Raw genomic sequence first — 26,728 nt, 5'->3', positions numbered from 1 at the left:
CGCAGACCGGGGCGGGCTGGGTGGCTCTTCGAGGGTGACCTCGGCGTCATGCCCACACATTTGTGTAGCAACTGCAGCTCGTCGACCCGCTGACGACGCCGTTGCTACACATTTGTGTGGCAACGGCGCTCGAGGACCCCCGCCCCCGTCAGGACCTAGCGGGCGTCGGAGGCGAGGCGGGCGAGGGCCTTGCGGACGACGGCGGGGTCCTCGGTGGTCCACATCGGGGGGAGGCTGGCGCGCAGGAAGCCGCCGTACCGCGCGGTGACCAGGCGGGGGTCGAGGACGGCCACGACGCCGCGGTCGGCGGTGGTGCGGATCAGGCGGCCGGCGCCCTGGGCCATCAGCAGCGCGGCGTGCGAGGCGGCGACCTGCATGAAGCCGTTGCGCCCCGCCTGGTCGGCGGCCTTCTGGCGCGCCGACATCAGGGGGTCGTCGGGCCGCGGGAACGGGATCCGGTCGATCAGCACCAGCTGGCAGGTGTCGCCGGGGACGTCGAGGCCCTGCCACAGGCTCAGCGTGCCGAAGAGGTTGGTGTGGGGGTCCCCCACGAACTGGCGCGAGAGCTCCGGCAGCTGGGCCTCGCCCTGGGCGAGCGTGGTCAGGTGGGGCAGCGCCTCGCGGACGTGCTCGGCCGCGGCCTCGGCGGCGCGACGGCTGGAGAACAGCCCGAGCGTGCGACCGTCGGCGGCGTCGACCAGCTCGGTGATCTCCTGCAGGTGAGCGGCGGTCAGCCCGTCGCGCCCCGGCTGGGGCAGGTGGCGGGCGACGTAGAGGATGCCTTGCTTGCCGTAGTCGAAGGGCGAGCCGACGTCGAGCCCGGTCCAGGTGCCCTCCTGCGCCGCGGTGGCCCGCTCCGAGGGCCACATCCCCAGTGACCCCGCGACGGCGTCGAAGTCGCCGCCGAGCTTGAGGGTCGCGGAGGTGAACACCACGGTCTTCTCGGCCAGCAGGCGGTCGCGCAGGGTGCCGGCGACCTCGAGCGGGGCCACGCAGAGCGCAAAGCCGCCCCGGTTGCGCTCGCGCTCGTTGATCCACAGCACGTCGCGGTCCGAACCGGCCGCCATCCGCTCGGCGGTCGCGAAGATCTCCTGGGCCCAGCCCTTGGCCTGGGTGGCGCCGGCATCCGCGGGCTGCGCGGCGCCGGGCTGCTCGCGCGGGAAGGCGGAGACCAGCGTGCGCGCGGCGTCGCGCACCTGGGCCAGCGCGTCGGCCAGCTCGGCCGGCACCGACTCCAGCCGTCCGCCGCCGGCGGCCTCCATCGCCGCCGCGAGGGCCTCCCCCGCGTCCCCGAGGTCCACGGCCGCGTCGCCCTCGACGTAGCGCTCGGCCCGGCGGCTCGTGCGGTCGACCTCGGTGGCGGTCAGCTCGTCGGTGGCGGCCTGGGTGACCCGGGCGACCAGCTCGTGGGCCTCGTCGATCACCGCGACGTCGTACTCCGGGATCATCGGGACGCCCTCGATCGCGTCGATCGCCAGCAGGGAGTGGTTGGTGATGATCAGGTGCGACTGCGCGGCCCGCTCCTTGGCGCGCTCGGCGAAGCACTCGGTGCCGAAGGGGCAGCGGGTCGCGCCCAGGCACTCCCGCGCGCTCACGCTGACCTGGCGCCAGACCCGGTCGGTGTGGCGCGGGGCGTGGTCGCGCTCGCCGGTGCCGCCCTCCTGGGCCTCCTCCTCCACCCACTCGCGCAGGGCCAGGACCTCGGCGCCGAGACCGCCGGTGGGCAGGTCGACCAGCGTGCCCTGGTCGTCGGGCACGCCCTCACGCACGCGGTGCAGGCAGGCGTAGTTGGACCGGCCCTTGAGCACGGCGTACGACGTCTTCTCCTCCACCGCCCCCATCAGCGCCGGGAGATCGCGCTCGACCAGCTGGTGCTGCAGGGCCAGGGTGGCGGTCGCGATCACGACGCGCTTCTCGTGGAGCAGCGCGGGGACGAGGTAGCCCAGCGACTTGCCGGTGCCGGTGCCGGCCTGCACCAGGAGGTGGCGACCCTCCTCCATCGCGGCGGCCACGGCCTCGACCATGGCGACCTGACCGGGTCGCTCCTGGCCCCCCAGGGCCCTCACGGCGGTGGACAGCACCTCGCTCGCACCACGTCCGGACCCCTCGACCACCCGAGCACCCTACGTGTCCGCAAGGACACCGGTGGCCACGACCTGCGGACCTGGGGACGGCGCGCCCGCGGGTTCAGGAGGGGCGTGACCAGACCAGCTCGGCCAGGAGGCCCACGTGGTCGGTGTGGGGCACCTCGACGGTCCAGGTGCGCACCCCGAGCAGCTCCTCGGAGACCAGCACGTGGTCGATGGCGATCACCGGGCGCAGCCAGCTCTCGCGCCAGCGCGAGGGCCAGGTCGGCTGCCAGCCCGAGCCCGCCTCCTCCCCGGCGTCGCGCACCCCGGCCCCCAGTACCCGGCGGAAGGGCTGGTGGTCGCGCGTCGCGTTGAGGTCTCCTGCGAGCACGACCGGTCCGTCAGCGGCCGCCACGGCGGCCCGCAGGCGCCCCAGGTCCGAGGCCCACCGCCGCGGCGAGACCACCGGCGCCATGGTGTGCGCCGCCAGCAGCGTGAACGGCCGCGGGCCCGCGACACGCACCTCGTAGCCCCCGTTGGCCAGCCGCAACGAGCGCAGCGTGCGCAGCCCCCACCGCGACACCACCACGGTGCCGTCCGCCCCGGTCGAGGCCCGCCCGGCGCGGTGCGGCAGCAGGGCCATGAGGCCGGCGGCCTCCAGCCGCGCCAGGCACGCGGGCGTGACCTCCTCGAGGACCACGACGTCGACGTGGTGGCGCGACACCGCGCGGACCACGGCCCCCGCGTCCCCGGCTCCGAACTCGAGGTTGGTCGTCATCACCGTCGGTCCCGACCCCGGGGACGACGACGCCGTAGCGGCACCAGCAGGCGCGGCGGCGACGAACAGCGGAGCGAGCACGACCACGTGCACCGCCAGCCCCACCACGCTCGTGACCGCCACGCCGGCGCGGACGCGGCGCCAGGCTGCGGGCACGCCGCTCCCCCGGGCGCGGCGCACGCGCCCGAGCGCGGCCCGGCAGCGAGGACGACCAGGAGGGCGGCGTACCCCAGGACGGCGTAGGAGGAGAACGACGCCGCGGCCACGACGGGCCCGTGGTCACCGGGCAGGAACCGCGTCAGGCTCAGGACGACGAGCCCCGCGGTCGCCAGGACGACCGACGTCCACCACCCCCGGAGCACGTGGACGGGCGCCCGGCTCAGCTGCTGGAGTACGCCGAGAGCTCGCCCGCGAGCGACTCGTTGACGCGCGCGACCAGGGACGTGCCCTCGCCGGTGTGCTCCATCGAGACCACCTCACCGTGGTCGTGCACCTTGCTGAGCAGGTCGCCCCGGTCGTAGGGCAGCAGCACGGCGACCTCGACCGCCGGGCGGGGCAGGTCGGCCTCGACCGCGGCCAGCGCCTCGGCGATCCCCTCGCCCGTCCGGGCCGAGACCACGACGGAGTGCGGCTCGCGCTGGCGCAGCCGGGCCAGGACCATCGGGTCGGCGGCGTCGGCCTTGTTGATGACGATCAGCTCGGGCACCTTGTCGGCCCCGATCTCCGCGAACACCTCGCGCACGGCCGCGATCTGGCCCTCGGGGTCGGGGTGGGAGCCGTCGACGACGTGCAGGACGAGGTCGGAGTCGGCCACCTCCTCCAGCGTCGACCGGAACGCCTCGACGAGCTGGTGGGGCAGGTGGCGCACGAACCCGACCGTGTCGCTCATCGTGTAGACGCGTCCGTCGCTGGTCTCGGTGCCGCGCGTGGTGGGGTCCAGCGTGGCGAACAGCGCGTCCTCGACGAGCACCCCGGCGTCGGTGAACCGGTTGAGCAGCGAGGACTTGCCCGCGTTGGTGTAGCCCGCGATCGCGACGCTGGGGATCTCGTGGCGCACCCGGTTGCCGCGCTTGGTGTCGCGGGTGGTCTTCATGTGCGCGAGGTCGCGCCGCAGCTTGGCGATCTTGGTGTTGACGCGGCGCCGGTCGGTCTCGAGCTTGGTCTCACCGGGGCCACGGCCACCGATGCCCGCACCGCCCGCGACCCGGCCACCGGCCTGGCGCGAGAGGTTGCCGCCCCAGCCGCGCAGCCGCTGCTTGAGGTAGTTCAGCTGGGCCAGCTCGACCTGCGCCTGGCCCTCGCGGCTCTTCGCGTGCTGGGCGAAGATGTCGAGGATCAGCGCGGTGCGGTCGACGACCTTGACCTTGACCTTGTCCTCGAGGTTCCTGAGCTGGCTGGGCGCCAGGTCGCCGTCGAGGATGACGGTGTCGGCGCCGCTCGCGGCCACGATCTCGGCCAGGCCCTCGACCTTGCCGCGACCGATGTAGGTGGCGGGGTCGGGGCTGTCACGCCGCTGGTAGAGCGCGTCGAGCACCTCCGAGCCGGCCGTCTCGGCCAGCGCGGCGAGCTCGGCCATGGAGTTCTCCGCGTCGGCCACTGTGCCGCTGGTCCAGACGCCGACCAGGATCACGCGCTCCAGGCGCAGCTGGCGGTACTCGACCTCGGTGATGTCCTCGAGCTCGGTGCGCAGGCTCGCGACCCGGCGGAGCTGGTGGCGCTCGGCCAGGTCCATTGCGCCGGTGCTGTCGTCCTGCTCCTCGCCCTCGAGCGCGGAGGCGGGACGCCAGGTGGGCCCCGTCGGCTCGGCGGGCGTGGTCGCGGTGCCGTCGTCGGTGGTCGCCTCGGGCGCGGTCCCCTCGTCCCAGTCCGCCGTGTCGGCGAGCTCCTGGGCGAGGTCGAAGTGGTGGGGTGCGTTCGTCATGTGCCCTCCAGCGTAGTTCGCGGGGCGAGCGGCGGCGAGCCGGTTTCGTCCCGGCGCTCCCACGGACCACGGCATTCCTGGCCCAGACGGCGTCCGAGGCCTGAGACTAGGGGGGTGCACCGCGTCCCCCTGCGCCTGCTCGGGTGGGTCCTGGCCTGCCTGATGGCCATCGCGCTCGGTCGTCAGGTCGTCCTCGCCGACACCGGGCTGGCCCTGTTCTGGCCCGCCGCCGGCGTGGGCGCGCTCTGGCTGCTCTCCAGCGGCTCGGGTCGGCGGGCCGCCGTCGACGCCGTGGTCCTGGGGGCCACCGTGGCGGCGTACTTCCTCGTGGTGGAGCCGATGCCGCTGCTCGAGGCCGCGCTCCTGGGGGCGGCCAACGCGACCCAGGCCCTCGTCGTACGCCGCCTGGTGGGGACGCGTTCCGGCCCCGAGCCCGTGCGGACCACCCGGCAGCTGGCCCGCCTCTTCGCCGCCTCCCTGCTCGCGGCGCTCGCCGGGTCGGTGCCGGGCTGCCTGGCGGTCTGGACGAGCGGGGCCGACCTGGACCGCGTGCTGGTCGTGGGCTGGGTGGTGCGCAACGCGTGCGGCACGTTCGTCGTGGCGGCCGCCGTGCTGACCTGCCTCGGGGACGGGCTGCGGTCCCCCACCCGGGGGACACCCGTACGCCGACGCGCGGTGGCGGCCGAGCTGGCGCTGACGCTCGGCACCACCGTGCTGGTGGGGCTGGTGATGTTCGGGGCCACCCGAGGCACCCCGCTCGGCTTCCTGCTGATCGGCGTCGCGGCGTGGGTGGGGTTCCGGTTCGCCCCGGCGGTCGGTGCGATCTACTCGGCGGTGTTCGGGACGCTGGTCATCCTGCTGACCCTGCTGGGCCAGGGGCCGTTCGGGACGCTGACGAACCTCTCGGCCCGGGCCACGGTGGTCCAGGCGTTCGTCACCATGACCACCGGCCTGGTGCTGATGCTGGCCCTGGGGGTCGCGGAGAAGAACGCCCTGGCCCAGCGGCTGGCGAGCGCGGAGGCCCGGGCCCGCACCCGGGCCGACCTGCTGGACGCCGTCACCGAGGCGATGGCCGACGGGCTGTGCGTCACCGACTCCTGGGGCCACGTCGTCCTGGCCAACTCGGCCGCGGCCGAGCTGGCCGGCGGGGACGAGCACGGCCGTCACGTGCACGACCCGGACGACCCCGGCTTCCTGCACCCCGACGGGACCCGGGTGGCACCGCAGGACCTCCCCCACGCCCGGGCCCTGCGCGGCGAGCGGGTCGCGAGCACCGACGTGGTCCGCCTGGACCCGGCCACCGGCCAGGAGACGGTGCTGGCGACCACGGCCGTGCCGCTGCACCTCGACCGGTCGGGCTTCGAGGACGTGGCGCCCGACGAGGACGGCCCGCTCGCGGTCGTCCTGCTCCACGACGTCACCCACGAGCGGGCCGAGAAGCGGATGCTGGAGAACTTCGCCGGGGTGGTGGCCCACGACCTCAAGGGGCCGCTGACCGGCGTCCTGTCCTGGGCCGAGATCGCCCGCGAGCAGCTGGGCGGCCCGATAGACCCGGACTCGGTGGCGGCGGCCCGGGCGAGCCTGGCCCGGATCGACGGATCGGCGACCCGGATGAACGCCCTGATCACCGACCTCCTCGACTACACCCTGGCCGGCAGCGCCGAGCTCCAGGTGCACTCGATCGACCTCGACGAGGTGGTGGCCTCGGTGGTCGCCGACCTCGAGGTCACCGGGCCCGCGCCGGTGGTGCAGCACGAGCCGCTCGGCCACGTCCTGGCCGACCCGCTGCTGATCCGCCAGCTGTTCGCCAACCTGGTCGGCAACGCGGTGAAGTACGTCGACGAGGGGGTCCTGCCCCAGCTGACGATCGAGTCCCGGGTCCGCGGCGACCGCCTGCAGGTACGGGTCACCGACAACGGCATCGGCATCCCCAGCGCGGACCGGGGCAAGGTCTTCGACAGCTTCTTCCGCTCCACCACGACGGGCGCCTACCCCGGCACCGGCCTCGGCCTGGCCATCTGCGCCCGAGCGGTCGAGCGCCACGGCGGGCGGATCTCGGCCCGCCCGGGGCCCGAGGGCCAGGGCACCACGATGATCCTCACGCTGCCCCTCGACCCGGCCCCCCGCCCGGAAGCGCTCGGTCCGCCCGCCCTGCTCGAGCCGCTCCCGTCGGCCGACCTCACCGCGTCGGTCCAGCAGGGCCCGTCTCTCGAGCCGGCCTCGTCGGTCGAGCCGGTCGAGACCCCCGGCCCGCTGACCCTCCCGTCACCCCGGCCGTCGTCCGGGTCCGACCCGACCCCGCAGGGCGCGTCCGGCCCCGACGCGGAGGCGGCACCGGCCTGACGGTCGGCCCCGGCCCGGCTGACGGCCCGGCCGGCAGGGGACCGACCGCTCCCGACGGCTCAGCGGCGGCCCGGGCGGACCACCAGCGCCGACCCGCCGCCACGGCGCACCGGCTCCGAGACGGCCGTCAGGCGGCCACCGCGACCGAACTCGATCGCGGTGGCCGCCCCGATCTGGGCGGCGCTGGTGAAGGCGTCGCCCGAGGGGGTCAGGGTGTGGCCGTAGGTCTTCAGCAGGTCGCCGTACTTCGCGATGAACTCGGGCTCGGCGGTCACCGCGGGGGTGTTGCGCTGGGAGGCCCGGGGCGCGGCCATCGCCTGCTCGATCGTCATGCCGCGGTCGAGCCGGTCGAAGAGGAGCTGCAGGACCGTGGTGATGATGGTCGAGCCGCCGGGCGAGCCGAGCGCCAGGAACGGCCGGCCGCCGCGCAGCACCAGGGTCGGGGAGATCGAGGAGCGCGGTCGCTTGCCCGGCTGGATCCGGTTGGGGTCGTTCGCCGGCATCGTCGGGCCGTAGGAGAAGTCGGTGAGCTCGTTGTTGAGCAGGAACCCGCGCCCCGGCACGGTGATGCCCGAGCCGCCGGTCTGCTCGATGGTCAGGGTGTACTCCACGACGTTGCCCCACCGGTCGGCCACGGTCAGGTTGGTGGTGTTGATGTTCTCGGTGTCCTGCGCGACCTTCCCGCTCGCCGACGCCCCCGAGCAGCGGCCGTCGTACGACGTCACGTCGCCGGCCGCGACCGGCTTGGTCGCGGCGTGCTGCGGGTCGATCAGGCAGGCGCGCTCCGCGGCGTACCGGTCGGAGAGCAGGTCGGCCAGCGGGACGTCGACGTACGCCGGGTCGCCGACGTACTTCGCGCGGTCGGCGAAGGCCAGCGCACTGGCCTCGAGGTAGTGGTGCAGGGCGTCGCCGTCGCTCATCGCCGGGACGTCGAAGCGCTCCAGGATGTTGAGCGCCTCCCCGACCGTGGACCCACCGCTGGAGGAGGGCGCCATGCCGTAGACGTCGTAGCCGCGGTAGCCGATCCGGGTCGGCGCCTGGTCGCGCACGCGGTAGCGCGCCAGGTCGCCGGTCGAGAGGTAGCCGGCGGGCACCGGCAGGTCGGGGTTGGCCCGCGTCGGCGGGTGCTGGGCCGTGCGGGCGATCTCGGCGGCCAGCGGGCCGGAGTAGAAGGCGCGCAGGCCCTTCCGGCCGATCAGCGCGTACGTCGCCGCGAGGTCGCGGTTGCGCAGCACCGACCCGACGGCGGGCGGCTGACCGCCCGGGAGGAACAGCTTGCTGGTCGCCGGGAAGTTGGCGAACCGGCGCTGGTTGTCGGCCGTCTGGTCGTGGAAGGTCTGGTCGACGGTGAAGCCACGACGTGCGAGCCGCTCGGCGGGCCGCAGGGTGCTGGCCAGGCTGCGGGTCCCCCACCGGCGCAGCGCCCGGTCCCAGGTCGCGAGGCTGCCGGGGGTGCCGACCGAGACGCCGCTGGTGACCAGCTCCGGGGTGAAGTTGTAGGGCTTGCCGGTCCTCGGGTCGTCGAAGGCGTTGCTCGGCATGGTGGCGGGAGCCGTCTCGCGACCGTCGATGGTGCCCACGCGTCCGGTGCGCGCGTCGTAGTGCACGAAGTAGCCGCCGCCACCGATGCCGGAGCTGTAGGGCTCGGTCACGCCCAGGGCCGCCGCCGTGGCGACCGCGGCGTCGACGGCGTTGCCGCCGCGGCGCAGCACCTCCAGGCCCACGCGGGAGGCCTCGGGGTCGACCGAGGTGACGGCACCGCCGTAGCCCGTGCTCGTGGGGGTCTTGACGTTGTAGCGCCCGCCGACGGGGACGTGCGGGCCGTCGGGGCGGGTCGCCACGGGCTGGCCCGAGGCTCCCTGCGCCGGGGTGCCGGGCAGGGCCGCGACCCCGACCAGGCCGGTCAGGACGGCGGCGCCGATCGCGCCCGCGCGGCGGCGGCCGCTGGTGCGGCCCGCGTGGCCCGGGTGACCTGGGTGACCGGGGTGACCTGAGGTGGTGCGCATGCGTGCTCCCGAGAGGTGGTCGTCGTCGCGGCCCGACCGTGACGGCCGGACCCGGTCTCATTCAGGCACGGCCCACCGACACCGCACAAGCACCGGCCGGGCCGTGGGTCGCGCCGGTCGCGTGTTTCCCGCGGCCGGGCACGGGTACGCCACCCCCATGAGCGACGCCGACACCAAGCCCGGACCTGCCAGCCCCCGCGAGGAGGGCTCCGACGCCCCCACCCCGCCCGGAGGCCCCCAGCGCCAGGACACCCCCGGTGAGGCCGGCTCCGGCCTGGCCGGCGGCGACGAGGGCGTCGGCGCGACCGCGCAGGACTCGGTGGAGGACCAGCACGGGGGCACCCTGCCGATCGAGGACGAGCAGCCCCACGAGTCCCCCGCCGGCGAGACCGTCGGCGAGGAGCAGGACGAGGCGCGCCAGGAGCACAACGCCGAGACCACCGAGGACCAGCCCTCGCAGTAGCACCACCCGACGTACGCGGAGCAGGACAGGACACCCCATGAGCGAGCACCAGCCGACCGACGCCACCGACGCGACCGGGCCCACCTCCGCGACCCCACCCACGGAGGTCACCGAGTCCGACCCCAACGCCGACGGGCCCGAGGGCCTCGACGGGGGCATGGGCGTCAGCAGCGAGCACGTGGGGACGGTGCGCGGCGGCGACGAGGAGGTCACCTACACCACGGCGCCCACCCACCCCGACCCGCACGAGGTCGGCGCACCCACCGGCGACGACGTCCCGCACGAGCAGGACCGCCCCGCCCAGGGCGACGCCCCCGAACCCCACCCCGACGGCGTCGCGACCCAGGACCACGACCCCGACCGCAACCCGCGCCACGGCGTCTAGGAGAGCGCTCGTGCCCGGGACCGTGCACGACCACGTGGCTCGACGTGAGCTCTCCGTCAGTGGTGCTGCGGCTCCAGCCGCTTCGAGAACAGCACCGTCCCGGCGGTGTTGCGCAGGCTGACCGTCATCGCACCGGGTCGGTCGACGGCCACGTGGCCGAAGAACTGGTTGCCCCCGCGCGGTGACTGGTTGGGGTAGTCGGCCGGCTTCACGAACACGGCCTCCGGCCCGAAGGTCGCGTCGAGCTTGTTCGGTCCGAACCCGCCGGCGTTGACCGGCCCCGCCACGAACTCCCAGAACGGGTCGAAGTCGGTGAAGCTCGCCCGGGCCGGGTCGTAGTGGTGCGCGGCGCAGTAGTGCACGTCGGCGGTGATCCACACGACGTTCGGGACCCCCTTGAGGCCGCGCAGCACCCGGGCCAGCTCGAGCTCGCGCCCCAACGGACGACCCGGGTCGCCGTTGGAGATCGACTCCTCGTTCGTGCCGTCGGGGACGACCAGGCCGAGCGGCAGGTCGGCGCTGATCACCTTCCAGGTGGCCCGGGACCGGCGCACCTCGCGGATGATCCAGTCGGCCTGCTCCGCGCCGAAGATCGGGGTCAGGTGGTCCTCGGTCCCGGTCGTGTTCGGGCTCTTGTCGGTGCGCATGTCCAGGCAGAACACGTCGAGGTGGGCGCCGCGCTCGATCTTGCGGTAGATCCGCGCCTCGGCGAACCCGGTGCGACCCCGTCCGCGGACGTGGGCGGTGCTGATCGGCTGGTACTCCTGCCAGGCCTGACGCGCCCGGGCCGCGAGCACGTCGACGCGGCGCTCGGTGTAGCGGTCGTCGGTGAGGACCTGGCCGGGGTACCAGTTGTTGTGGGTCTCGTGGTCGTCCCACTGCGCGAGGACCGGCACCTCGGCGTACAGGGCCCGGACGTTGGTGTCGAGCAGGTTGTAGCGGTGACGGCCACGGAACTCCGCCAGGCTCTCGGCGACCTTGGACACCTCAGGGGTGACCACGTTGCGCCACACCTGCCCGTCGGGCTCGGTGACCGACTCCGGGATCGGCCCGTCGGCGTAGATCGTGTCGCCGGCGTGGACGAAGAAGTCCGGACGGGTCTCGAGCATGGTGCGGTAGGTCGTCATCCCGCCCAGGTCGGGGTTGATCCCCCAGCCCTGCCCGGCGGTGTCCCCCGTCCACACGAACGAGGTCTCCTCGGGGTGCACGGACGCCGTAGAGAACCGGGCCGTGCCGACCTCGCCGGCCCAGCCGTCCTCGGTCTCGAACCACATCCGAGCGACGTGCTCGCGCCCCGGCGCCAGGCCCTCGAGGTCGATCCGGGCGGTCAGGTCGGTGGCGGGGGTGGCCCAGGGCCCGCGGACCAGGCGCGGCCGGCGTCCCGACCCCACCTGGGCCACCAGCCGACCGGGGCCCGAGGACCGGGCCCAGAGGGTGCCCGAGCGGCTGGTGACGTCGCCGGTCTGGACGCCCGAGGTCAGCCCCAGGCGGCTGCGGCCCTGGCTCACCCCGGTCGGGGCGGCCCAGGAGGCCGACGGGGCGGCCAGCACCCCGAGGGTGAGCGCTCCGGCGCCCCCGAGCAGCACCCGACGCCGGGAGGGGCGCGGCGCCAGCGGGTCGGGAGCGGCGCGCTGGTCTCCGGGCTGGGGGCTGCGCTGGCTGGGTGTGCGGCTGGGGTCCGAGGAGGTCACGGGTGGATCCGAACCCGCCCGGGTGACCGGGGTGCGACGCCGGGGTGAACCCGCGGCGTCAGCTCCCGGGCCGGTCCTCCCACGCCTCGAGCATCTGCTGGGCCGCCGGGATCGTGGCCACCATCGCCTCGGCGATCCCCTCCAGCTGGGCGACCTGCTCGGGGGTGAGGGGGTCGAGTACGTGGGTGCGCACGTTCCCCACGTGGCCCGGCGCCGCCCGCACCAGCGCGGCGTGACCGGCGTCGGTCAGCGCCACGTCGGTGACCCGCCCGTCCTGGGTCGAGGGCCGCTTCTCCACCAGACCACGGTCGACCAGCCGCGCCACGACGTGGGAGAGCCGCGGGAGGGTGGCGTTGGAGCGCGCGGCCAGGGCCGTCATCCGCAGGGTCCGCCCGGGGGCCTCGGAGAGCATCGCGAGCACGGTGTACTCGAAGTGGGTCATCCCGGCGTCCCGCCGCAGCTGCCCGTCGAGCACGCCCGGGAGCACCTCGAGCAGCATCACCAGGCGCAGCCAGGCGCGGCGCTCCTCCTCGTCGAGCCAGCGGGGGTCGGAGTCCACGACGCCTACTTGGGAGGCATCCGGATGCCGCCGTCGACGCGCACCGTCTCGCCGTTCATGTAGGAGTTCGTCAGGCACTCCACCACCATGCTGGCCAGCTCGGAGGGGTCGCCCAGCCGCTTGGGGAACAGCACGCTCTCCCCCAGCTTGGCCTTGAACGCCTCGGCCGCCTCGCCCTCGCCGTAGATCGGGGTGTCGATCAGCCCCGGGGCGACGGTGTTGAGCCGGATCCCCACGGCGGCCAGGTCGCGCGCGACCGGCAGGGTCATCCCGACGACGCCGCCCTTGGAGGCGCTGTACGCCGCCTGGCCGATCTGCCCGTCGAAGGCCGCGACGCTGGCCAGGTTGACGATCGCGCCGCGCTCGCCGCTGGCGGTCGGCTCGTGACGGCTGATCGCGGTGGCGACCAGGCGCACGCAGTCGAAGGTGCCGACCAGGTTGATCGCGATCACCTTGGCGAACGCCCCCAGGTCGGCGGCGGAGTCGTAGGTGCCGTCGCGACCGACCGTGCGCTGGGCCCAGCCGATGCCGGCGGAGTTGACCAGCAGCCGCAGCGGGCCGAGCTTCTCGGCCTCCTCGATCGCGGCGACGATCTGCTCGGTGCGGGTGACGTCGACCGGGGCGAAGACGCCGCCGATCTCGGCGGCCAGGGCCTCGCCCTTCTCCTGGTTCAGGTCGGCGACGACGACGTGCGCGCCGCGCTCCGCGAGCTGGCGGGCCGCTGCGGCCCCGATCCCCGACGCGGCCCCGGTGACGATGGCGCTGGCTCCGTTGATGTCCATGGTCACGGACGATAGCGGCGCCGGATCAGAGCGCGGTGACCCCCTCCGCGACCAGGACGGCCGGGCCGGTCATCAGGACGCGGTCGGCCGATGTCCAGGTGATCCTCAACGTGCCCCCCGGGAGGTCCACGACGTACGCCGTGCCCCGGGGCGCGTCGTCGGCCGTGGCCGCCGCGACCGCGACCGCGCAGGCGCCGGTGCCGCAGGACCGGGTCTCCCCCGACCCGCGCTCGTGCACCCGCATCGCGAGGTGGTGCTCGCCGCGGCGCGCGACGAACTCCACGTTGACGCCCTCGGGGTACGCCGCCGCGTCGTGCCCGGGCGCCTCCAGGAGGGTCCCGGCGTCGGCGAGGTCCTCGACGAAGGCCACCGCGTGGGGGTTGCCCATGTCGACGTGGCTGGCGGTCCAGCTGCGCTCGCCCACGGAGACCTGCGTCTCGCCCCGCAGCGTGGGCGCGCCCATGTCGACGGTGATGTCGGCGCCGTCGAAGGTCAGCACCTTCACCCCGGCACGGGTGGCGATCGGGAGCGGGGCGCGGGTGTCGACGTCGGCGTGGGTGGCCAGGAAGCGGCCCAGCACCCGGATGCCGTTGCCGCACATCTCGCTGACCGACCCGTCGGCGTTGCGGTAGTCCATGAACCAGGTCGCCTCGCCCCGGGCCGCCACGGCCGCGGGGTCCTTGGTCGCGTCGGTGCGCACCACCCGGATCACTCCGTCGGCGCCGATCCCGGCGCGGCGGTCGCACAGCCGCACGACCTGCTCGGCGTCCAGCTCGCGCGCGCCGTTGGCGTCGGGCACCAGCACGAAGTCGTTCTCGGTGCCGTGGCCCTTGACGAAGGAGTACTCGCTCACGGGGACGATCCTGTCACGCCCGCGACCCGCGGCCGATCAGTCGTAGAGGTGCTCGGCGTAGGAGGGCCCGTAGTAGAGGTCCAGGTCGTCCACGGTGCTCCCCTGCCGCTCCAGCCGCTGGGCGATGACGGCGCGTCGAGGGACCACGGCCTCGGGGTCCCACCCCTCGGGCTCCCACAGCCCCGAGCGCAGGAACGCCTTGGCGCAGTGGTGGAACACCTCCTCGACCTCCACGACGAGCGCGAGCAGGGGCCGGTGGCCCTTGACCACCATCTCCTCGAAGAAGGGGGCGTCGCTGACCAGCCGGGCGCGTCCGTTCACGCGCAGCGTGTCGCCGCGGCCGGGGATCAGGAACAGCAGCCCGACGTGCGGGTTCGCGAGGACGTTGCGGTAGCCGTCGACCCGGCGGTTGCCCGGCCGCTCGGCCAGGGCGATCGTGTGCGCGTCCAGCACGTGCACCAGCTGCCCGGCCGGGTCGCCCTTCGGCGAGGCGTCGCAGCTGCCGTCGGCCCCGGTGGTGGCCACGACGCAGAAGGGCGAGGCCGCCAGCCAGGCGACGTCGAGCTCGGTGAGCGCGGGCCGGGTCTTGTCGCGTGCGGCCGGCGCCGGGGTGCCGACGACGGCCTCCAGGGCGGCGAGGTCGTCGACGCCGGTCCAGGTCGAGGGGATCTCCACGGCCCGGAGCGTACGCCGCGCGGCTGCGTCCGGCGGGCACGCTCAGACCGAACGCACGGCCTCCAGGGCCCGCTCGACCCGGTCGGGGTCGTCGTGGGCGACCCAGTGCACGCGGGGGTCCTTGCGGAACCAGCTGTCCTGACGACGCGCGAAGCGACGGGTCCCGGTCCTCGTGCGCTCGCGGGCCTCGGCGTCGGTGAGCCCGCCGTCCAGCAGGTCCAGCACCTGCTGGTAGCCCAGGGCCCGCGGAGCGGTGCGCCCCTCCCGCAGACCGCGCGCCACCAGCGACTCCACCTCGGCGACCAGGCCCTGCTCCCACATCAGGTCCACCCGGCGGTCGATGCGCCCGACCAGGACGTCCCGGTCGATGTCCACGCCGACCTGGACGGTGGCGGGGTCGGCGTACGCCTGCTGCGGGAGGGTGGCGGTGAAGGAGCGCCCGGTCAGCTCGACGACCTCCAGCGCACGGACGACGCGGCGGCCGTTGCCGGGGAGCACGAGCGCGGCCGAGGCGGGGTCCACCCGCTCGAGCCGGGCGTGCATCTCCTCGTGGCCCACCTCGGCCAGCTCGGCCTCCAGGCGGGCACGCAGGTCGGCGTCGGTGCCGGGGAACTCGAAGCGGTCCACCACGGCGCGGGTGTAGAGCGCCGACCCGCCCACCAGGACGGGTACGACGCCGCGGGCCCGGCAGTCGGCGATGACGGCGCGGGCCCACCCCTGGAACTCCGCCACGGTCGCGGCCTGGGTCACCTCGAGCACGTCGAGCAGGTGGTGGACCACCCCGCGGCGCTCCTGCGGCGGCAGCTTGGCCGTGCCGACGTCCATGCCGCGGTAGAGCTGCATCGAGTCGGTGTTGACCACCTCGCCGCCCAGCCGCTCGGCCAGGTCCAGGGCGAGGTCGCTCTTGCCCGACGCGGTGGCCCCCACGACCGCCACCACGGGGACGGTCCCGGCCCCGCGCGCGTCGGGGCGGTCGGCGGGCGGGCGGGTGGACACGCCCGCTAGTTTGGCAGCGCGGGCGCCGAGGGGCGCCCCCGGCGGGTCACCCGCCGCGGACGAGGTGTGGAGGAGCAGGTCCCATGGGTTTCCTGGACGACGCGAAGAAGAAGCTCGGCGACGCGGTCGACAAGCACGGCGACAAGATCAGCGAGGGCCTGGACAAGGCCGCCGGCGTGGTCGACCAGAAGACCGGTGGCAAGCACACCGACAAGATCCGCCAGGGCGTGGAGAAGGCCAAGCAGGGGCTCGAGGGCCTCGACGGCAAGAACGACGACCTGCCCACCCACCGCGACACGACCCCCAACCCCGACCCCAACGCCCCGGCCCCGCACCAGACGCAGCACCCGGCCGGCCCGAGCTCGCCGGCCGAGCCCACGGCGCCGCTGGACCCCAAGGCCCCCACCGGCCCGATGGGCGACGGCACCCCCGGGGCCGAGCGTTGAGCAGCGACTCCGAGCTCTCGGCCGCACCCGAGCCCACCACCGACCCCGCCCCGGAGGACGGTCCCGGCGGTCCCGCCGACGTCGTCGAGCGCGACCAGGACGACCTGCCGCTCGTGACTCCCGACCAGCCCCGCTCGGCCCAGGTGGAGGACCACGAGGTGCCCGACGGGCTGGAGGACCCCGAGGAGCTCGACGAGGGCGAGAAGGACGTCGACCCCGCCGAGGACGAGCCTGTCTGAGGACGGGCCCACCAGCACTCCCCCACCGGCGCGCGAGCACGACGTCGACCGCCCCCCGGGGCCGGACCGGCTCGACGGGTTCGACACGACACTCGTGCGCCGGTGGCACGCCGGCTGGGTGGCCTCCCGGGGCCTCCCTCCGCCCCGCGAGGACGACGGCGTCCTGCGCACGCTCGTCGGCGACCCCGGTCGAGACGTGGAGCGACTGGTCCTCGACGCCGACGAGCACCCCCGGCGGCTGGACCGGGCCGCCTCGGCGAGCTGGGACGACCGCGACCCCTGGATCACCGTCCCGACCCGCGACCCCGGACGCACCGCCGACCGGTTGGCCGAGCACGGGCTGGCCACCGCCGCCGCCCCCGAGTGGCTCATGCGGGTGGCCCTGGCCGACCAGCGCCGGGTCCCGCTGCCCCCGGGCTTCACGACGGTCGTGCGGCGCGACGCCCACGACGCGCTGCGGCTGCAGGTGGTCACCGACGACGGCACGCTGGCCGCGTCGGGACAGGTGGGCGTGGCCCTGCCCGACGGCTGGGCCGTCCCCGACCGGATCGGCACCGAGCGCGACCACCGTCGACGCGGCCTCGCCGCCGCGGTGATGGCGCTGCTGGTCGACGCCGCGCGCGAGCGTGGTGCGTCGCAGGGTGTGCTGGTCGCCTCCGACCAGGGCCGGCGCCTGTACGCCGCCCTCGGGTGGCGGGTCGTCGGCGCCGTCGTGGTCGCACGACGACTCTAGGGACCTCTAGAGCGCGCACCCCTGGGCCGGCGCGAGCGGGGCGGGCACCCCGACGGTCGGCAGGCCCAGCGAGACGCCCGTGGGTGCGGTGGGCGCCGCCGTCCGTGCCTCCCAGGCGTCACCGGCCCGGGTCCGGCGCACGGCCAGCACCGGTCCGTCGGCGACCAGGTGGTGCGGGGCGGCGTACGTGACCTCGACGGTGACCATGTCCCCGGGCCGGACCTCGACGGGGGCGAACCCGTCGCTCGAGCCGTCGTCGGGCGAGCCCGTCGCGACCACCGGCCGGAAGTGCACCAACCGGTTGTCGCGCGCCCGCCCCGAGAGCCGGTGCGTCGCGGCGTCCTTGCGCCCCTCGCCCTCGGAGACCATCAGCTCCACAGTCGTGCCCACCAGCGCCCGACCCTCCTCCCAGGCGATCTCGTCGACCAGCGCCACGAGTCGCTCGTAGCGCTCCTGGACGACCGCCTTGGGGACCTGGTCCTCCAGGACGGCGGCCGGGGTCCCCGGGCGCTTGGAGTACTGGAAGGTGAAGGCGCCGGCGAACCTCGCCCGGCGCGCGACCTCCAGGGTCTGCTCGAAGTCCTCCTCGGTCTCCCCGGGGAAGCCGACGATGATGTCGGTGGTGATGGCGGCGTCGGGCATGGCCGCGCGCACGCGCTCGATGATCCCGAGGTACTTGGCCTGGCGGTAGGACCGGCGCATGTCCTTGAGGACCTTGTCCGACCCCGACTGGAGCGGCATGTGCAGCGAGGGCACCACGTTAGGGGTCTCGGCCATCGCCTCGATGACGTCGTCGGTGAACTCCGCCGGGTGCGGGCTGGTGAACCGCACCCGCTCCAGACCCTCGATCTCGCCGCACGCGCGCAGCAGCTTGGAGAAGGCCTGCCGGTCGCCGAACTCCACGCCGTAGGCGTTGACGTTCTGGCCCAGCAGGGTGACCTCGGAGACGCCCTCGGCGACCAGCGCCTCGATCTCGGCCAGGATGTCCCCGGGTCGACGGTCCTTCTCCTTGCCGCGCAGCGCAGGGACGATGCAGAAGGTGCAGGTGTTGTTGCAGCCGACCGAGATGCTCACCCAGGCGGCGTACGCCGAGTCACGCTTGGTCGGCAGGGTCGAGGGGAACACCTCGAGCGACTCCAGGATCTCGACCTGGGCCTCCTCGGCCACCCGCGCACGCTCCAGCAGCACCGGCAGGGAGCCGATGTTGTGGGTGCCGAAGACCACGTCGACCCACGGGGCCCGGTCGGTGATCGTGGTGCGGTCCTTCTGGGCGAGGCAGCCGCCGACGGCGATCTGCATACCCGGCCGCTCGGCCTTGACCGAGGCCAGGTGCCCGAGGTTGCCGTAGAGCTTGTTGTCGGCGTTCTCCCGCACGGCGCAGGTGTTCAGCACCACCACGTCGGCCTGCTCGCCGGCCGGCGCCGGGGCGTAGCCGGCCGTCTCGAGCAGGCCGGTGAGCCGCTCGGAGTCGTGCACGTTCATCTGGCAGCCGTAGGTCCGGACCTGGTAGGTCCGGACCCCGGCGCCCTCGTCGTGGGTGTCGCGGGTGCCGTCGGCGGCTAGGTCAGGGGCGGTGGTGGTTCCAGTCATGGCCGCCCCAGCGTACGGGTCCTACTCGGCCTCGATCACGATCGGCTCGGGCAGGTCCTCGGGGGCCGGGGGCGCGAAGGTCGCCAGGTCCGGGCCGGGGATGTGGTCGCGCGGGTCCTCGCTCTCGCCCGCGTCGTGCGCAGACGGGGTGCTCTCGTGCTCGGGGTCCTTGCGGACGGCCTCGGTGTCGACCGGCTCCCCCGTCGGGGCCGTGCCCGCCGCCGGCTCGTGGGCGGGCTTGCCGGTGGTGGCCTCAGCCTTGGCGTTGCCGGCCTTCTCCTCCACCTCGTCCTCGGCCTCGGTCGCGGCCTTCTCGGCCGTGTCGGCGACCTTCGCGGCACCCGCGGCGACCTTGTCGGCAGCACCGGCCGCCGCCGGCTTCTCCGACGCGATCTCCTCGGCCGTGGCCTCCACCTTCTGGGCCGCGTCGGCGACCTTCTCCTGGGTCTTCCGGACGGCCTTCTCCGCGGTCCGGGCAGCCTCGGAGGACTCGGAGGACTCGGAGGACTCGTCGGACTCGGAGGACTCGTTGGACTGGGGCCGCGGCCGGTCCGCCTCGGTCCACGACGACTGGGAGCGGGAGCCGTGGACCAGGTCGAGGCCGAGCTCGGCGACCCCCCTGACCAGGGTGACGGCCTGGGTGGCCGTGCCGATCGGGTGGCGGGCGACGTGGGCGGCGGTGGAGACGGCGCTCCGGGTCACGGTGGAGATCAGCTTGGTGGTCATGGTGGTTCCTCTCGTCGACGTGCGTGCTCGGGGGACCGGCCGGGGCCGGGAGACGTGGCGCTACTGCTTCTTCGGGGTCACCCAGAGCCGGATGACGCCCTCGATGACCACGGTGCCATCGGTCCGTACCCCCTTCACGCGCACAGGTACGTCGGGTTCGTCACCCGTCCACTGCTCGGGATCGGTCTCGGCCACGCAGGTGATGTCGCTGGTCGCCTTGGCGGTGTAGCTGACCTCCATCCCCTTGGGGATCCAACGCTTGTCGCGGGGGATGCTCGCCTCGGCCAGGACCCCCATCGCCGCCTCGAGCCCGTTGCACAGTGCGATCGCGTGGACGGTCCCGATGTGGTTCTGGACTCCCCGTCGCTTGGGGATGACCACCTCGGCGCGGTTGGGCTCCACGACCGTGAAGCGCGGCCGGATGGTCCAGAAGTACGGCGCCACCTGGCTGAAGGCGAAGGAGAACAACCGGTCGCCCACCACCGGGATCGCGTGGGCCTTGCGGTGGAGGTCGAGGACTCTGCTCATGGCCCAGATGCTACTGGTCGGTAACTCCGTGGCCACGAGCAGCCCGCGAGAGAGACCTCGTGCCTCCACCTGGCGAGGATCCGCCGTCTGCTCGAATACCCTCCCAGAACGGGTGAAAGTGGTTGAATTCTTCCATGCTTGATCGGGGGATCGAGGCGGCCTTCACCGCCTACGTCGCGACGTTGACGCGTCTGCACCTCGATCACGACTGGCGCGCGTTCGCCGCCCGGTTCACCCCCGACGCGGTCTACCGACGCCCGCGTCACCCCGACGCACGCGGGCCCGAGGAGATCGCGAGCCTGGTCCGCAACGGCGTGACGAGCTTCCCGGGCACCCGCCTCGCGTCCACCGAGGTGACCTGGCGGGTGGTGGACCGGGTGCGGCAGACGGTGCTCTTCGAGGTCCGGCACCGGCTGCACGACCCGGGCGACGGGTCCGAGCACGCGGCCTGCACCACCACGCTCCTGACGTACGCCGGCCACGGACTCTGGTCGCGGTGCCAGGAGATGCACAGCCCGAGCGCTTACGAGGAGATGACCCGGGGCTGGCTGCGGGCCGCCGAGCGTCACAGCCCGCTGCTGACCGCGTCGCCCCTGCAGGTCCGGGTGCCCGATCACCAGGTGTCGGACGCCGACCCGTCGGAGTCGTCGTCGCTGACCTCGGGGGCTAGCGTCGCCAGCTCCTCCTTGACCACGGTGAAGGCCACCGACGAGGAGTGACCCTTGCGGGCCAGCATCCCCACGAGCCGACGCATCGCCTTGTCGTGCTCGAGGGACCGCACCGAGCGGAGCTTGGCCCGGACCAGGGCCCGGGCCGCCGCCACCTCGTCGTCGGGCTCGATCTCGTCGAGCGCCTCGCGGGCGACGTCGTCCACGATCCCCTTGCGACGCAGCTCCATCGCCAGGGCCCGGCGCGCCAGTCCACGGCCGGACTGACGCTGCTCGATCCACTCGCGGGCGAACTTCTCGTCGTCGATCAGACCGACCTCCTCGAACCGGTCGAGGAGACGCGTGGCGACGGCGTCGGGGACGTCACGAGCCGCGAGCTTGGTGGCCAGCTCGGACCGAGTGCGGGCCCGGCCGGTCAGCTGGTCCAGCAGGATCTTGCGCCCGACCGACTCCGGGTCCGCGTCCGGTCCGGTGTGCAGACCCGGGCTGGGCTCAGAAGTCGATGCCATCGGGGTCGATGCCCGGGGCGTCGGCGGCGAACGCCTCGGCGGCCGGGGCGTCCACCTGCGGGCCGATGCCGAGCTTCTCGAGGATCTTCTTCTCGATCTCGTTGGCCAGGTCGGGGTTGTCGCGCAGGAAGGTGCGGGCGTTCTCCTTGCCCTGCCCGAGCTGGTCGCCCTCGTAGGTGTACCAGGCACCCGCCTTGCGGACGAGACCCTGCTCCACGCCCACGTCGATCAGGCCACCCTCGCGGGAGATCCCCAGGCCGTACATGATGTCGAACTCGGCCTGCTTGAACGGCGGGGCGACCTTGTTCTTGACGACCTTGACGCGGGTGCGGTTGCCGACCATGTCGGTGCCGTCCTTGAGCGTCTCGATGCGACGCACGTCGAGGCGGACCGAGGAGTAGAACTTCAGCGCGCGACCACCGGTCGTGGTCTCGGGCGAGCCGAACATGACGCCGATCTTCTCGCGCAGCTGGTTGATGAAGATCGCGGTCGTGCCGGAGTTGTTCAGCGCACCGGTCATCTTGCGCAGCGCCTGGCTCATCAGACGCGCCTGGAGGCCGACGTGGCTGTCGCCCATCTCGCCCTCGATCTCGGCACGGGGCACCAGGGCGGCCACCGAGTCGATGACGATCAGGTCGAGCGCACCCGAGCGGATCAGCATGTCCGCGATCTCCAGGGCCTGCTCACCGGAGTCGGGCTGGGAGACCAGCAGGGCGTCGGTGTCGACACCGAGACGCTGGGCGTACTCCGGGTCGAGGGCGTGCTCGGCGTCGATGAAGGCCACGATGCCGCCCAGGCGCTGGGCGTTGGCGACCGCGTGCAGGGCCACCGTGGTCTTGCCGGAGGACTCCGGGCCGTAGATCTCCACGACGCGGCCACGCGGGAGGCCGCCGAGGCCCAGCGCGATGTCCAGCGAGATCGCCCCGGTCGGGATGATCTCCAGCGGCGCGCGGGTCTCGTCGCCCAGGCGCATCACCGAGCCCTTGCCGAACTGCTTCTCGATGTTGCCCAGAGCGACGTCGAGCGCCTTCTCGCGGTTGCTCTCCTGCTTGGTGCTGCCCGATGCGGCCATGGTGATCGTCCCTCGTGTGTCGTGTGCCCCGGATCCCGGAGCACGGCCTGACCTGATGTCTCGCCAGACGTTAGGGGCCGGCACTGACAACGCCGTGGGCGTCGTGCTGGCCTGTGGAGAACCTGGGTCCCGGACCCGCCTGTGGACACCGACGGTAGTACGAACATGTGTTCGACGCACGTCGGGACACGCCGAGGCCGCCCAACGGTCCGGGTGCAGCCGGAACCTCAGCGGTCGACGCTGGGCAGCTCCAGCTCGGACCACACCGCGCGCCACACCGCCAGCGGGGGCACCCCGGCCGCCAGCGCCTCGGCGGCGGTGCGCTGGTCGAGCTCGCTCATCACGTGCTGGTCGGCCCACGACCGGGCGTAGGCGCGACCCAGCGCCCGCTCCATCCGTGCCCAGAACTCCGTGTGCCTCACCGGACGAGTGTGGCCGAACGGTCCTGATCGGGCCAACCGACCCCGGGTGGCCGGGTGGCGGTGGGACGCACCCGACCGGCGATGCTGTAGACGTAGGGCGGGGTCCGGCACCGATGAGGTGCCGGCACGCGCACGTGAGAGGTGGTGGCGCATGGGCACGCTGGGCACGACCGTGGTCCTGGTCCTGGGCATCGCCCTGCTCGTGGCGCTGGTCGGCCTGCTCCGGAGCGGCCGGGCCATCACCTGGCCGAGCATCGGGCTCTCGGCCCTGGCCGCGGCGTTCTGCTTCGTCGTCGCCGGCACGCACGTCGGTGCCGGCCCGGGGCCCGGCCCGGCGATCGTCTGCGGCGGGCTCGCGGGCCTGCTCTGCCTGGTCGCGGTGGTGCTGGTGCTGGTCCCCTCGCGGCACACCGACGGTCCCCCCGGGCGCCTCCCCGTCTGGATCGCCAGCGCCGGCACGGTGCTGGGAGCGGTCGGGCTGCTGCTCGGCCCCGTCTACGGCTGACCCGGCCGGCTACGGCCGCGCGGACCTCCGCCCGGAGCGGCGACGCAGCGCGCGGCGCACGGGGTCGAGCAGCAGGGTCACCACGGCGACGAGCACGACCAGGACCAGCCAGCCGACCCAGTAGGGCCGGTCGAGCAGCGTCGTGTTGTCGGGCCGCGCGCCGAAGCGCCCCAGGACGGGCACGGCGGTGACGGTCACGGTGGCGACGACGACCAGGGCGGCGGCCACCCGGGCCCACCAGGAGTCGGGCACGACCCTGCGCAGCAGCCAGGCCGCCAGCAGGGTCAGCGGGGCCAGCACGACGTCGTGGACCAGCGCTCCCCCGACCATCCAGACCAGGGCGTCGAGCAGGCCCGAGGCGTCCAGGCGGAACAGCCGCAGGACCCCGAACAGGCCCATCAGGACGCCAAGGGCGCCGAGGACCAGGCGACCGGCCCCGGGCCGGTCGGTCCCGACACGTGCTCGCTTGGCCTCGTCGGTGCTCATGCGACCTCGATCCGGGTGACCCACTTGGTCTGGAGGACGCCCGGACGGTTCGGGGCGATCAGGCGGCAGGGGAAGCCGTGGTCGAGGTCGAGCTGCTCGCCGTTCACGCGCAGCGCGAGCAGGGTCAGGTCGTCGTGGGCGAACGAGGCCGGCAGCAACGTGGACCCGAACGCGCCGCGGGTCTGCAGGGACCGCACCTTCACGTCGGCGTCCGCCGGGGCCCCCACCAGGTCGAGCAGGTCGCGCAGGCGTACGCCGGTCCAGGTCGCCGAGGCGCTCCAGCCCTCCACGCACGCGATCGGCAGCCCGTGGGTGCGCTGCGGCATGCCCTGCAGGTCGGCCAGCGTCAGCACGCGCTCGCGACCGCCGTGCCGCAGCGTGAGGCGGTACGCCGGGTCGCGGGCCGTCTGCGTGACCCCGGCGGCCTGGGCCGAGCGGTTCACCGGCAGACCCTGGGGGCCCTCGCCGGTGCGCACGGCCAGCACCGAGACCTTGCGCAGCCACGGCACGGTGCCGCCGGCGACGCTCAGCACGGCCACCCCCGAGGCCAGGAACGCGGCCCGGAGCACGGTCCGCCGCCCGGCGTGGTCCACCGGGGTCGGCAGGGTCTCGGGGTCGTCCCCGGGGCCGGTCTCGGCGGCGGACCGCGCGTCCCCCTCCCCGGCGTACGCCGCCCGGATCACCGGCAGCTTGACGGCCACGTGCACCACGAGCGCACCGATCGCGATCCAGGCGCCGGCGTAGTGGGCGGGGCGGAACGAGAAAGACCAGGGGTACCACTGCGCCGCGTTGGCCAGCCCGGCCACGAGCTGGAAGATCGCGGCCGCGACCAGCACCAGGATCGAGCCGCGCTCGACCAGGTGCAGCAGCGCGCGCCGTGCCGGGGCGAGCGGCGGCCGCACGAACAGCTTGGGGTAGACGCTCCACAACTTGACCAGCAGCAGCGGCACGGCGGCCGTGCCCGACAGGACGTGCAGGCCCTGGGTGACGCGGTAGCCCCACACGGGCCGGGTCGGGGGCAGCACGGGGGCGTCGGGCAGGTAGTACCAGTGGCTGATCAACCCGGTGAGGAAGGCCAGCCCGAAGCAGATCCCGACCCATGTCCCCAGCCGTGCGGTGAGCCAGGGGCCACGCACGGCGGAGCTGAACGACCTGGGGGAGATCACTAGCGCACCAGGACGGCGAACCAGCGGCCGTGGTGCTCGCGGACCCGGTCGACCTGGATGCCGCACCGGGTGGCCAGCTCGGCGATCGCGTCGACGCCCACCTCGGCCCACGGGAACGACGAGGAGTGGCGCCCGCGGCTGACGATGCGGGCGTGGTGACGACGCAGCCCGGTGCCGGGCGGTGCCAGGTCGACCACGACCCGGCCGTCGTCCTGCACCAGCTCCATCGCGCGGCCGATCAGGGCGGTCGGGTCACCGCCGATGCCGATGTTGCCATCGGCGAGGAGGATCGTGTCCCAGCGCCCCTCCCCCGGCATCAGGTCGAAGACGTTGCGGCGCAGGGCGGGGACACCGCGTCGCCGGGCCTGGTGGACGGCCTCGTGGACGATGTCCACCGCCAGCACGGCGTGGCCCAGCCGGGCCAGGTGGGCGCTCATCCGGCCCGGGCCGCACCCGACGTCGATCGTCGCGCCCCGGCAGTGGCGCAGCAGCACGCGGTCGGAGACGGTGGCGTCCCGCAGCCAGTCGTGCACCGGCAGTGGCTGGTCGTCGGCGTGCATGCCGCGCACCGAGGTCGGCATCCCGCGCAGGGCGTCGGTGAAGACCTCGCTGAAGGTGCCCTGGTCGGCGCGGGCCTCCGGCGACTCGGCGAGGAGAGCGGCCTCGGAGACGGACGACAGCTCCTCGACCGGCTCCCCGACCCACTCGGCGGTGCTCATCTCCACCCCCGGGCGAACTCGGTGGTGGGGGCCGCGGCGGCCACGGCCTCGGCGTCGTCGACCTCGTCGACGTCGCGCAGGGTCTGGACCTGGACGGTGCGCGCCCCGGCCCGGTCCAGGGCGGCGCGCGTCCGCGCGCCGGTGTCCGGTGTCGACATGGGCACGTCCTCCAGGTGGGTGAGCAGATGGGGACCGGCCACCCCGAGCAGCCACCACCCACCGTCGTCGGCCGGGCCCAGCACCGCGGCGTCCTCGTCGGTCAGCAGGTCCCCCGCCTCGCGCAGGTGCGCGGGGTCGAGCTGGGGGGTGTCCATCCCCACCTGCACGACCGGCGAGCCGGTCGCACGGTGGACGTCGTCGTGGGCGTGCCGGAGCCGCTCGGCCAGACCGTCGCCGCGCTGGGCGTGCACGGTCCAGCCCGCGGAGGCCTCGAGCAGCGCGGCGGACCGCTCGGCCCCGGCCAGGTCGCCCTGGAGGGCCAGGTGGCAGCGCCGTACGCCGTACGCCGTCTCGCAGGCCCGCAGGGTGTCCAGGAGGGCGGCAGCGGCGAGGTCCGCGGCGCGCTCCATCCCCACCACGCGACCCAGGCGGGTCTTGGCCGTCCCGGCGACGGGGGCCTTGGCGACCACCAGCACCACCGGCGGCCTCATGCGAGCACCCGGGCGAAGTCGCGGGCCGCGCGCACGGTGCCGCGCACCGAGCCCGACACCTTCGACCTCGTGCCCGCCGCCCGGGGGTGGTAGTCCACGTCCTGCTCCACGAAGCGCCAGTCGGCGCGAGCCGCACGCTGGAGCAGCTCCACGGGGTAGCCGAACCGGCGGTCCTCGACGCCGAGGGCCAGGAGGTCCTCGCGGCGGGCGACGCGCATGGGGGCGATGTCGTGCAGGGGCATCCCGATGCGGCGGCGCAGCCACCAGAGCACGACGGCGTTGCCGGCGCGGGCGTGCCAGGGCCACACGCCGCGCGACACCGGACGACGCCGGCCGGTCGCCATGTCGGCCCGACCGGCGGAGACCTCGGCCAGCAGGGGCAGCAGCTGCCGGGGATCCATCGACCCGTCCCCGTCGATCACGGCGACGTAGTCGGAGGTCGCGGCCTCCAGGCCGGCGTGCACGGCGGCGCCGTAGCCGGGACGGGGCTCGCTGACCACCTGGGCGCCCAGCCGACGGGCCACCTCGGCGGTGTCGTCGGTCGAGCCGTTGTCCACCACGATCGGCCGCAGCCCCTCGGGGAAGAGGGCCAGCAGGGCCGGCAGGGCGGGCCCCTCGTCGCGACACGGGACGACCACGTCGCACGTCGCAGGGGGGAGAACAGGGTGAGCCATGGGTACACCGTATTGGTCGTGGACTACTCGTGTGTTCGCGTCGGCCGATCGGGAGCGCGTCGAGGTGATGAGCG

Annotated in this window: 29 protein-coding genes; 8 read left to right on the top strand and 21 right to left on the bottom strand. The window is 74.3% G+C overall.

Going from position 1 to position 26,728, the window contains the following annotated elements; all coding sequences use genetic code 11:
* Window positions 1-155: 155 nt before the first annotated feature.
* From ACYVDA_RS04560 to hflX, 3 genes are all read right to left on the bottom strand, one after another.
* Entirely contained in the window at window positions 156-2,114 is a 1,959-nt protein-coding gene (locus ACYVDA_RS04560) for an ATP-dependent DNA helicase (protein ID WP_460815360.1), read from the bottom strand.
* 73 nt (window positions 2,115-2,187) lie between these two features.
* Window positions 2,188-3,003: an endonuclease/exonuclease/phosphatase family protein gene (locus ACYVDA_RS04555; RefSeq protein ID WP_460815358.1), complete on the bottom strand. Its 816-nt coding sequence runs from the start codon at window positions 3,001-3,003 to the stop codon at window positions 2,188-2,190.
* Between the two features lie 223 nt (window positions 3,004-3,226).
* Window positions 3,227-4,579, bottom strand: a complete 1,353-nt coding sequence (gene hflX, locus ACYVDA_RS04550) for a GTPase HflX (protein ID WP_460816107.1) — start codon at window positions 4,577-4,579, stop codon at window positions 3,227-3,229.
* 303 nt (window positions 4,580-4,882) lie between these two features.
* Between hflX and ACYVDA_RS04545 the strand changes: the two genes are divergently transcribed.
* Window positions 4,883-7,111, top strand: a complete 2,229-nt coding sequence (locus ACYVDA_RS04545) for an ATP-binding protein (RefSeq protein ID WP_460815354.1) — start codon at window positions 4,883-4,885, stop codon at window positions 7,109-7,111.
* A 59-nt stretch (window positions 7,112-7,170) separates the two neighbouring features.
* On the opposite strand, the gene ggt is transcribed toward ACYVDA_RS04545, so the two are convergent.
* A complete protein-coding gene (gene ggt / locus ACYVDA_RS04540) occupies window positions 7,171-9,117 on the bottom strand; it encodes a gamma-glutamyltransferase (protein WP_460815352.1) in 1,947 nt (648 codons plus the stop codon).
* Between the two features lie 157 nt (window positions 9,118-9,274).
* On the opposite strand from ggt, the gene ACYVDA_RS04535 reads away from it, so the two are divergent.
* The gene (locus ACYVDA_RS04535; RefSeq protein WP_460815349.1) at window positions 9,275-9,580 is read left to right on the top strand and encodes a hypothetical protein; all 306 of its coding nucleotides are present in this window, start codon (window positions 9,275-9,277) and stop codon (window positions 9,578-9,580) included.
* 37 nt (window positions 9,581-9,617) lie between these two features.
* Window positions 9,618-9,965, top strand: coding sequence for a hypothetical protein (locus ACYVDA_RS04530; RefSeq protein WP_460815347.1), 348 nt, complete (start codon window positions 9,618-9,620; stop codon window positions 9,963-9,965).
* Between the two features lie 56 nt (window positions 9,966-10,021).
* On the opposite strand, the gene ACYVDA_RS04525 is transcribed toward ACYVDA_RS04530, so the two are convergent.
* From ACYVDA_RS04525 to miaA, 6 genes are read right to left on the bottom strand one after another with little or no spacing between them, the layout of a single operon-like run.
* Window positions 10,022-11,656 (bottom strand): alkaline phosphatase D family protein, encoded by a 1,635-nt coding sequence (locus ACYVDA_RS04525; RefSeq protein ID WP_460815345.1) that lies wholly within the window; start codon window positions 11,654-11,656, stop codon window positions 10,022-10,024.
* Between the two features lie 58 nt (window positions 11,657-11,714).
* The gene (locus tag ACYVDA_RS04520; RefSeq protein ID WP_460815342.1) at window positions 11,715-12,215 is read right to left on the bottom strand and encodes a MarR family winged helix-turn-helix transcriptional regulator; all 501 of its coding nucleotides are present in this window, start codon (window positions 12,213-12,215) and stop codon (window positions 11,715-11,717) included.
* Between the two features lie 5 nt (window positions 12,216-12,220).
* Window positions 12,221-12,997, bottom strand: coding sequence for an SDR family NAD(P)-dependent oxidoreductase (locus ACYVDA_RS04515; protein ID WP_460815339.1), 777 nt, complete (start codon window positions 12,995-12,997; stop codon window positions 12,221-12,223).
* A gap of 25 nt (window positions 12,998-13,022) precedes the next feature.
* On the bottom strand, window positions 13,023-13,850 hold the full coding sequence (gene dapF, locus ACYVDA_RS04510) for a diaminopimelate epimerase (RefSeq protein WP_460815337.1): 828 nt from the start codon (window positions 13,848-13,850) through the stop codon (window positions 13,023-13,025).
* Between the two features lie 36 nt (window positions 13,851-13,886).
* Window positions 13,887-14,525 carry a pyridoxamine 5'-phosphate oxidase family protein gene (locus ACYVDA_RS04505; RefSeq protein ID WP_460815335.1) on the bottom strand — a complete coding sequence of 213 codons (639 nt, stop codon included), beginning with the start codon at window positions 14,523-14,525 and terminating at the stop codon, window positions 13,887-13,889.
* A gap of 42 nt (window positions 14,526-14,567) precedes the next feature.
* Entirely contained in the window at window positions 14,568-15,521 is a 954-nt protein-coding gene (gene miaA, locus ACYVDA_RS04500; protein WP_460815333.1) for a tRNA (adenosine(37)-N6)-dimethylallyltransferase MiaA, read from the bottom strand.
* 83 nt (window positions 15,522-15,604) lie between these two features.
* Here miaA and ACYVDA_RS04495 point away from each other — a divergent pair, with 83 nt between their 5' ends.
* From ACYVDA_RS04495 to ACYVDA_RS04485, 3 genes are all read left to right on the top strand, one after another.
* On the top strand, window positions 15,605-15,967 hold the full coding sequence (locus ACYVDA_RS04495; RefSeq protein WP_460815331.1) for an antitoxin: 363 nt from the start codon (window positions 15,605-15,607) through the stop codon (window positions 15,965-15,967).
* Window positions 15,964-16,206: a hypothetical protein gene (locus ACYVDA_RS04490; RefSeq protein WP_460815329.1), complete on the top strand. Its 243-nt coding sequence runs from the start codon at window positions 15,964-15,966 to the stop codon at window positions 16,204-16,206. Before ACYVDA_RS04495 ends, ACYVDA_RS04490 begins: the two co-directional genes overlap by 4 nt.
* Window positions 16,207-16,300: 94 nt before the next feature.
* On the top strand, window positions 16,301-16,939 hold the full coding sequence (locus tag ACYVDA_RS04485) for a GNAT family N-acetyltransferase (protein WP_460815327.1): 639 nt from the start codon (window positions 16,301-16,303) through the stop codon (window positions 16,937-16,939).
* A 6-nt stretch (window positions 16,940-16,945) separates the two neighbouring features.
* Here the strand turns inward: ACYVDA_RS04485 and miaB are convergent, their stop codons facing one another.
* Genes miaB through ACYVDA_RS04470 form a run of 3 tightly spaced genes read right to left on the bottom strand, consistent with a single transcriptional unit; the run spans window position 16,946 to window position 19,783 of the window.
* On the bottom strand, window positions 16,946-18,529 hold the full coding sequence (gene miaB, locus ACYVDA_RS04480) for a tRNA (N6-isopentenyl adenosine(37)-C2)-methylthiotransferase MiaB (RefSeq protein WP_460815324.1): 1,584 nt from the start codon (window positions 18,527-18,529) through the stop codon (window positions 16,946-16,948).
* Between the two features lie 21 nt (window positions 18,530-18,550).
* Window positions 18,551-19,255, bottom strand: a complete 705-nt coding sequence (locus ACYVDA_RS04475) for a hypothetical protein (protein ID WP_460815321.1) — start codon at window positions 19,253-19,255, stop codon at window positions 18,551-18,553.
* Window positions 19,256-19,315: 60 nt separating this feature from the next.
* The gene (locus ACYVDA_RS04470) at window positions 19,316-19,783 is read right to left on the bottom strand and encodes a hotdog fold domain-containing protein (protein ID WP_460815317.1); all 468 of its coding nucleotides are present in this window, start codon (window positions 19,781-19,783) and stop codon (window positions 19,316-19,318) included.
* Window positions 19,784-19,917: 134 nt separating this feature from the next.
* Between ACYVDA_RS04470 and ACYVDA_RS04465 the strand changes: the two genes are divergently transcribed.
* Window positions 19,918-20,502 carry a nuclear transport factor 2 family protein gene (locus tag ACYVDA_RS04465; protein WP_460815314.1) on the top strand — a complete coding sequence of 195 codons (585 nt, stop codon included), beginning with the start codon at window positions 19,918-19,920 and terminating at the stop codon, window positions 20,500-20,502.
* On the opposite strand, the gene ACYVDA_RS04460 is transcribed toward ACYVDA_RS04465, so the two are convergent.
* The 3 genes from ACYVDA_RS04460 to ACYVDA_RS04450 form a co-directional block, all read right to left on the bottom strand.
* Window positions 20,397-20,960, bottom strand: coding sequence for a regulatory protein RecX (locus ACYVDA_RS04460; protein ID WP_460815312.1), 564 nt, complete (start codon window positions 20,958-20,960; stop codon window positions 20,397-20,399). The two genes, ACYVDA_RS04465 and ACYVDA_RS04460, sit on opposite strands and share 106 nt — an antisense overlap.
* Complete coding sequence (recA, locus tag ACYVDA_RS04455; protein WP_460815310.1) at window positions 20,944-22,032, bottom strand: recombinase RecA; 1,089 nt, start codon at window positions 22,030-22,032, stop codon at window positions 20,944-20,946. The genes ACYVDA_RS04460 and recA overlap by 17 nt, the downstream gene beginning before the upstream one ends.
* Before the next feature lie 227 nt (window positions 22,033-22,259).
* Window positions 22,260-22,454: a DUF3046 domain-containing protein gene (locus ACYVDA_RS04450; RefSeq protein ID WP_460815307.1), complete on the bottom strand. Its 195-nt coding sequence runs from the start codon at window positions 22,452-22,454 to the stop codon at window positions 22,260-22,262.
* Between the two features lie 151 nt (window positions 22,455-22,605).
* On the opposite strand from ACYVDA_RS04450, the gene ACYVDA_RS04445 reads away from it, so the two are divergent.
* Window positions 22,606-22,959, top strand: a complete 354-nt coding sequence (locus ACYVDA_RS04445) for a hypothetical protein (protein ID WP_460815305.1) — start codon at window positions 22,606-22,608, stop codon at window positions 22,957-22,959.
* Between the two features lie 9 nt (window positions 22,960-22,968).
* Here ACYVDA_RS04445 and ACYVDA_RS04440 read toward each other — a convergent pair whose 3' ends face one another.
* Genes ACYVDA_RS04440 through ACYVDA_RS04420 form a run of 5 tightly spaced genes read right to left on the bottom strand, consistent with a single transcriptional unit; the run spans window position 22,969 to window position 26,654 of the window.
* Window positions 22,969-23,445, bottom strand: coding sequence for a hypothetical protein (locus ACYVDA_RS04440; RefSeq protein ID WP_460815303.1), 477 nt, complete (start codon window positions 23,443-23,445; stop codon window positions 22,969-22,971).
* Complete coding sequence (locus ACYVDA_RS04435; protein WP_460815301.1) at window positions 23,442-24,611, bottom strand: molybdopterin-dependent oxidoreductase; 1,170 nt, start codon at window positions 24,609-24,611, stop codon at window positions 23,442-23,444. The genes ACYVDA_RS04440 and ACYVDA_RS04435 overlap by 4 nt, the downstream gene beginning before the upstream one ends.
* Window positions 24,611-25,330, bottom strand: coding sequence for a methyltransferase domain-containing protein (locus tag ACYVDA_RS04430; protein WP_460815299.1), 720 nt, complete (start codon window positions 25,328-25,330; stop codon window positions 24,611-24,613). The genes ACYVDA_RS04435 and ACYVDA_RS04430 overlap by 1 nt, the downstream gene beginning before the upstream one ends.
* Window positions 25,327-25,980 carry a TIGR04282 family arsenosugar biosynthesis glycosyltransferase gene (locus tag ACYVDA_RS04425; RefSeq protein ID WP_460815298.1) on the bottom strand — a complete coding sequence of 218 codons (654 nt, stop codon included), beginning with the start codon at window positions 25,978-25,980 and terminating at the stop codon, window positions 25,327-25,329. The genes ACYVDA_RS04430 and ACYVDA_RS04425 overlap by 4 nt, the downstream gene beginning before the upstream one ends.
* Window positions 25,977-26,654 (bottom strand): glycosyltransferase family 2 protein, encoded by a 678-nt coding sequence (locus tag ACYVDA_RS04420; protein ID WP_460815296.1) that lies wholly within the window; start codon window positions 26,652-26,654, stop codon window positions 25,977-25,979. Before ACYVDA_RS04420 ends, ACYVDA_RS04425 begins: the two co-directional genes overlap by 4 nt.
* Between the last annotated feature and the right edge of the window lie 74 nt (window positions 26,655-26,728).

This window comes from Nocardioides korecus (assembly GCF_054778395.1).
Note: the sequence above shows the minus strand (reverse complement) of the source record. Positions and strands in the feature narration are given on the sequence as shown.

What these genes read in the sequence shown, in the direction of transcription:
- hflX (WP_460816107.1), bottom strand. Translation starts at nt 4,579, where the DNA reads ATGGACCTGGCCGAGCGCCACCAGCTCCGCCGGGTCGCGAGCCTGCGC.
- ggt (WP_460815352.1), bottom strand. Translation starts at nt 9,117, where the DNA reads ATGCGCACCACCTCAGGTCACCCCGGTCACCCAGGTCACCCGGGCCAC.
- ACYVDA_RS04535 (WP_460815349.1), top strand. Translation starts at nt 9,275, where the DNA reads ATGAGCGACGCCGACACCAAGCCCGGACCTGCCAGCCCCCGCGAGGAG.
- ACYVDA_RS04530 (WP_460815347.1), top strand. Translation starts at nt 9,618, where the DNA reads ATGAGCGAGCACCAGCCGACCGACGCCACCGACGCGACCGGGCCCACC.
- ACYVDA_RS04515 (WP_460815339.1), bottom strand. Translation starts at nt 12,997, where the DNA reads ATGGACATCAACGGAGCCAGCGCCATCGTCACCGGGGCCGCGTCGGGG.
- ACYVDA_RS04495 (WP_460815331.1), top strand. Translation starts at nt 15,605, where the DNA reads ATGGGTTTCCTGGACGACGCGAAGAAGAAGCTCGGCGACGCGGTCGAC.
- miaB (WP_460815324.1), bottom strand. Translation starts at nt 18,529, where the DNA reads ATGACTGGAACCACCACCGCCCCTGACCTAGCCGCCGACGGCACCCGC.
- ACYVDA_RS04475 (WP_460815321.1), bottom strand. Translation starts at nt 19,255, where the DNA reads ATGACCACCAAGCTGATCTCCACCGTGACCCGGAGCGCCGTCTCCACC.
- ACYVDA_RS04470 (WP_460815317.1), bottom strand. Translation starts at nt 19,783, where the DNA reads ATGAGCAGAGTCCTCGACCTCCACCGCAAGGCCCACGCGATCCCGGTG.
- ACYVDA_RS04465 (WP_460815314.1), top strand. Translation starts at nt 19,918, where the DNA reads ATGCTTGATCGGGGGATCGAGGCGGCCTTCACCGCCTACGTCGCGACG.
- ACYVDA_RS04460 (WP_460815312.1), bottom strand. Translation starts at nt 20,960, where the DNA reads ATGGCATCGACTTCTGAGCCCAGCCCGGGTCTGCACACCGGACCGGAC.
- recA (WP_460815310.1), bottom strand. Translation starts at nt 22,032, where the DNA reads ATGGCCGCATCGGGCAGCACCAAGCAGGAGAGCAACCGCGAGAAGGCG.
- ACYVDA_RS04445 (WP_460815305.1), top strand. Translation starts at nt 22,606, where the DNA reads ATGGGCACGCTGGGCACGACCGTGGTCCTGGTCCTGGGCATCGCCCTG.
- ACYVDA_RS04440 (WP_460815303.1), bottom strand. Translation starts at nt 23,445, where the DNA reads ATGAGCACCGACGAGGCCAAGCGAGCACGTGTCGGGACCGACCGGCCC.
- ACYVDA_RS04430 (WP_460815299.1), bottom strand. Translation starts at nt 25,330, where the DNA reads ATGAGCACCGCCGAGTGGGTCGGGGAGCCGGTCGAGGAGCTGTCGTCC.
- ACYVDA_RS04425 (WP_460815298.1), bottom strand. Translation starts at nt 25,980, where the DNA reads ATGAGGCCGCCGGTGGTGCTGGTGGTCGCCAAGGCCCCCGTCGCCGGG.
- ACYVDA_RS04420 (WP_460815296.1), bottom strand. Translation starts at nt 26,654, where the DNA reads ATGGCTCACCCTGTTCTCCCCCCTGCGACGTGCGACGTGGTCGTCCCG.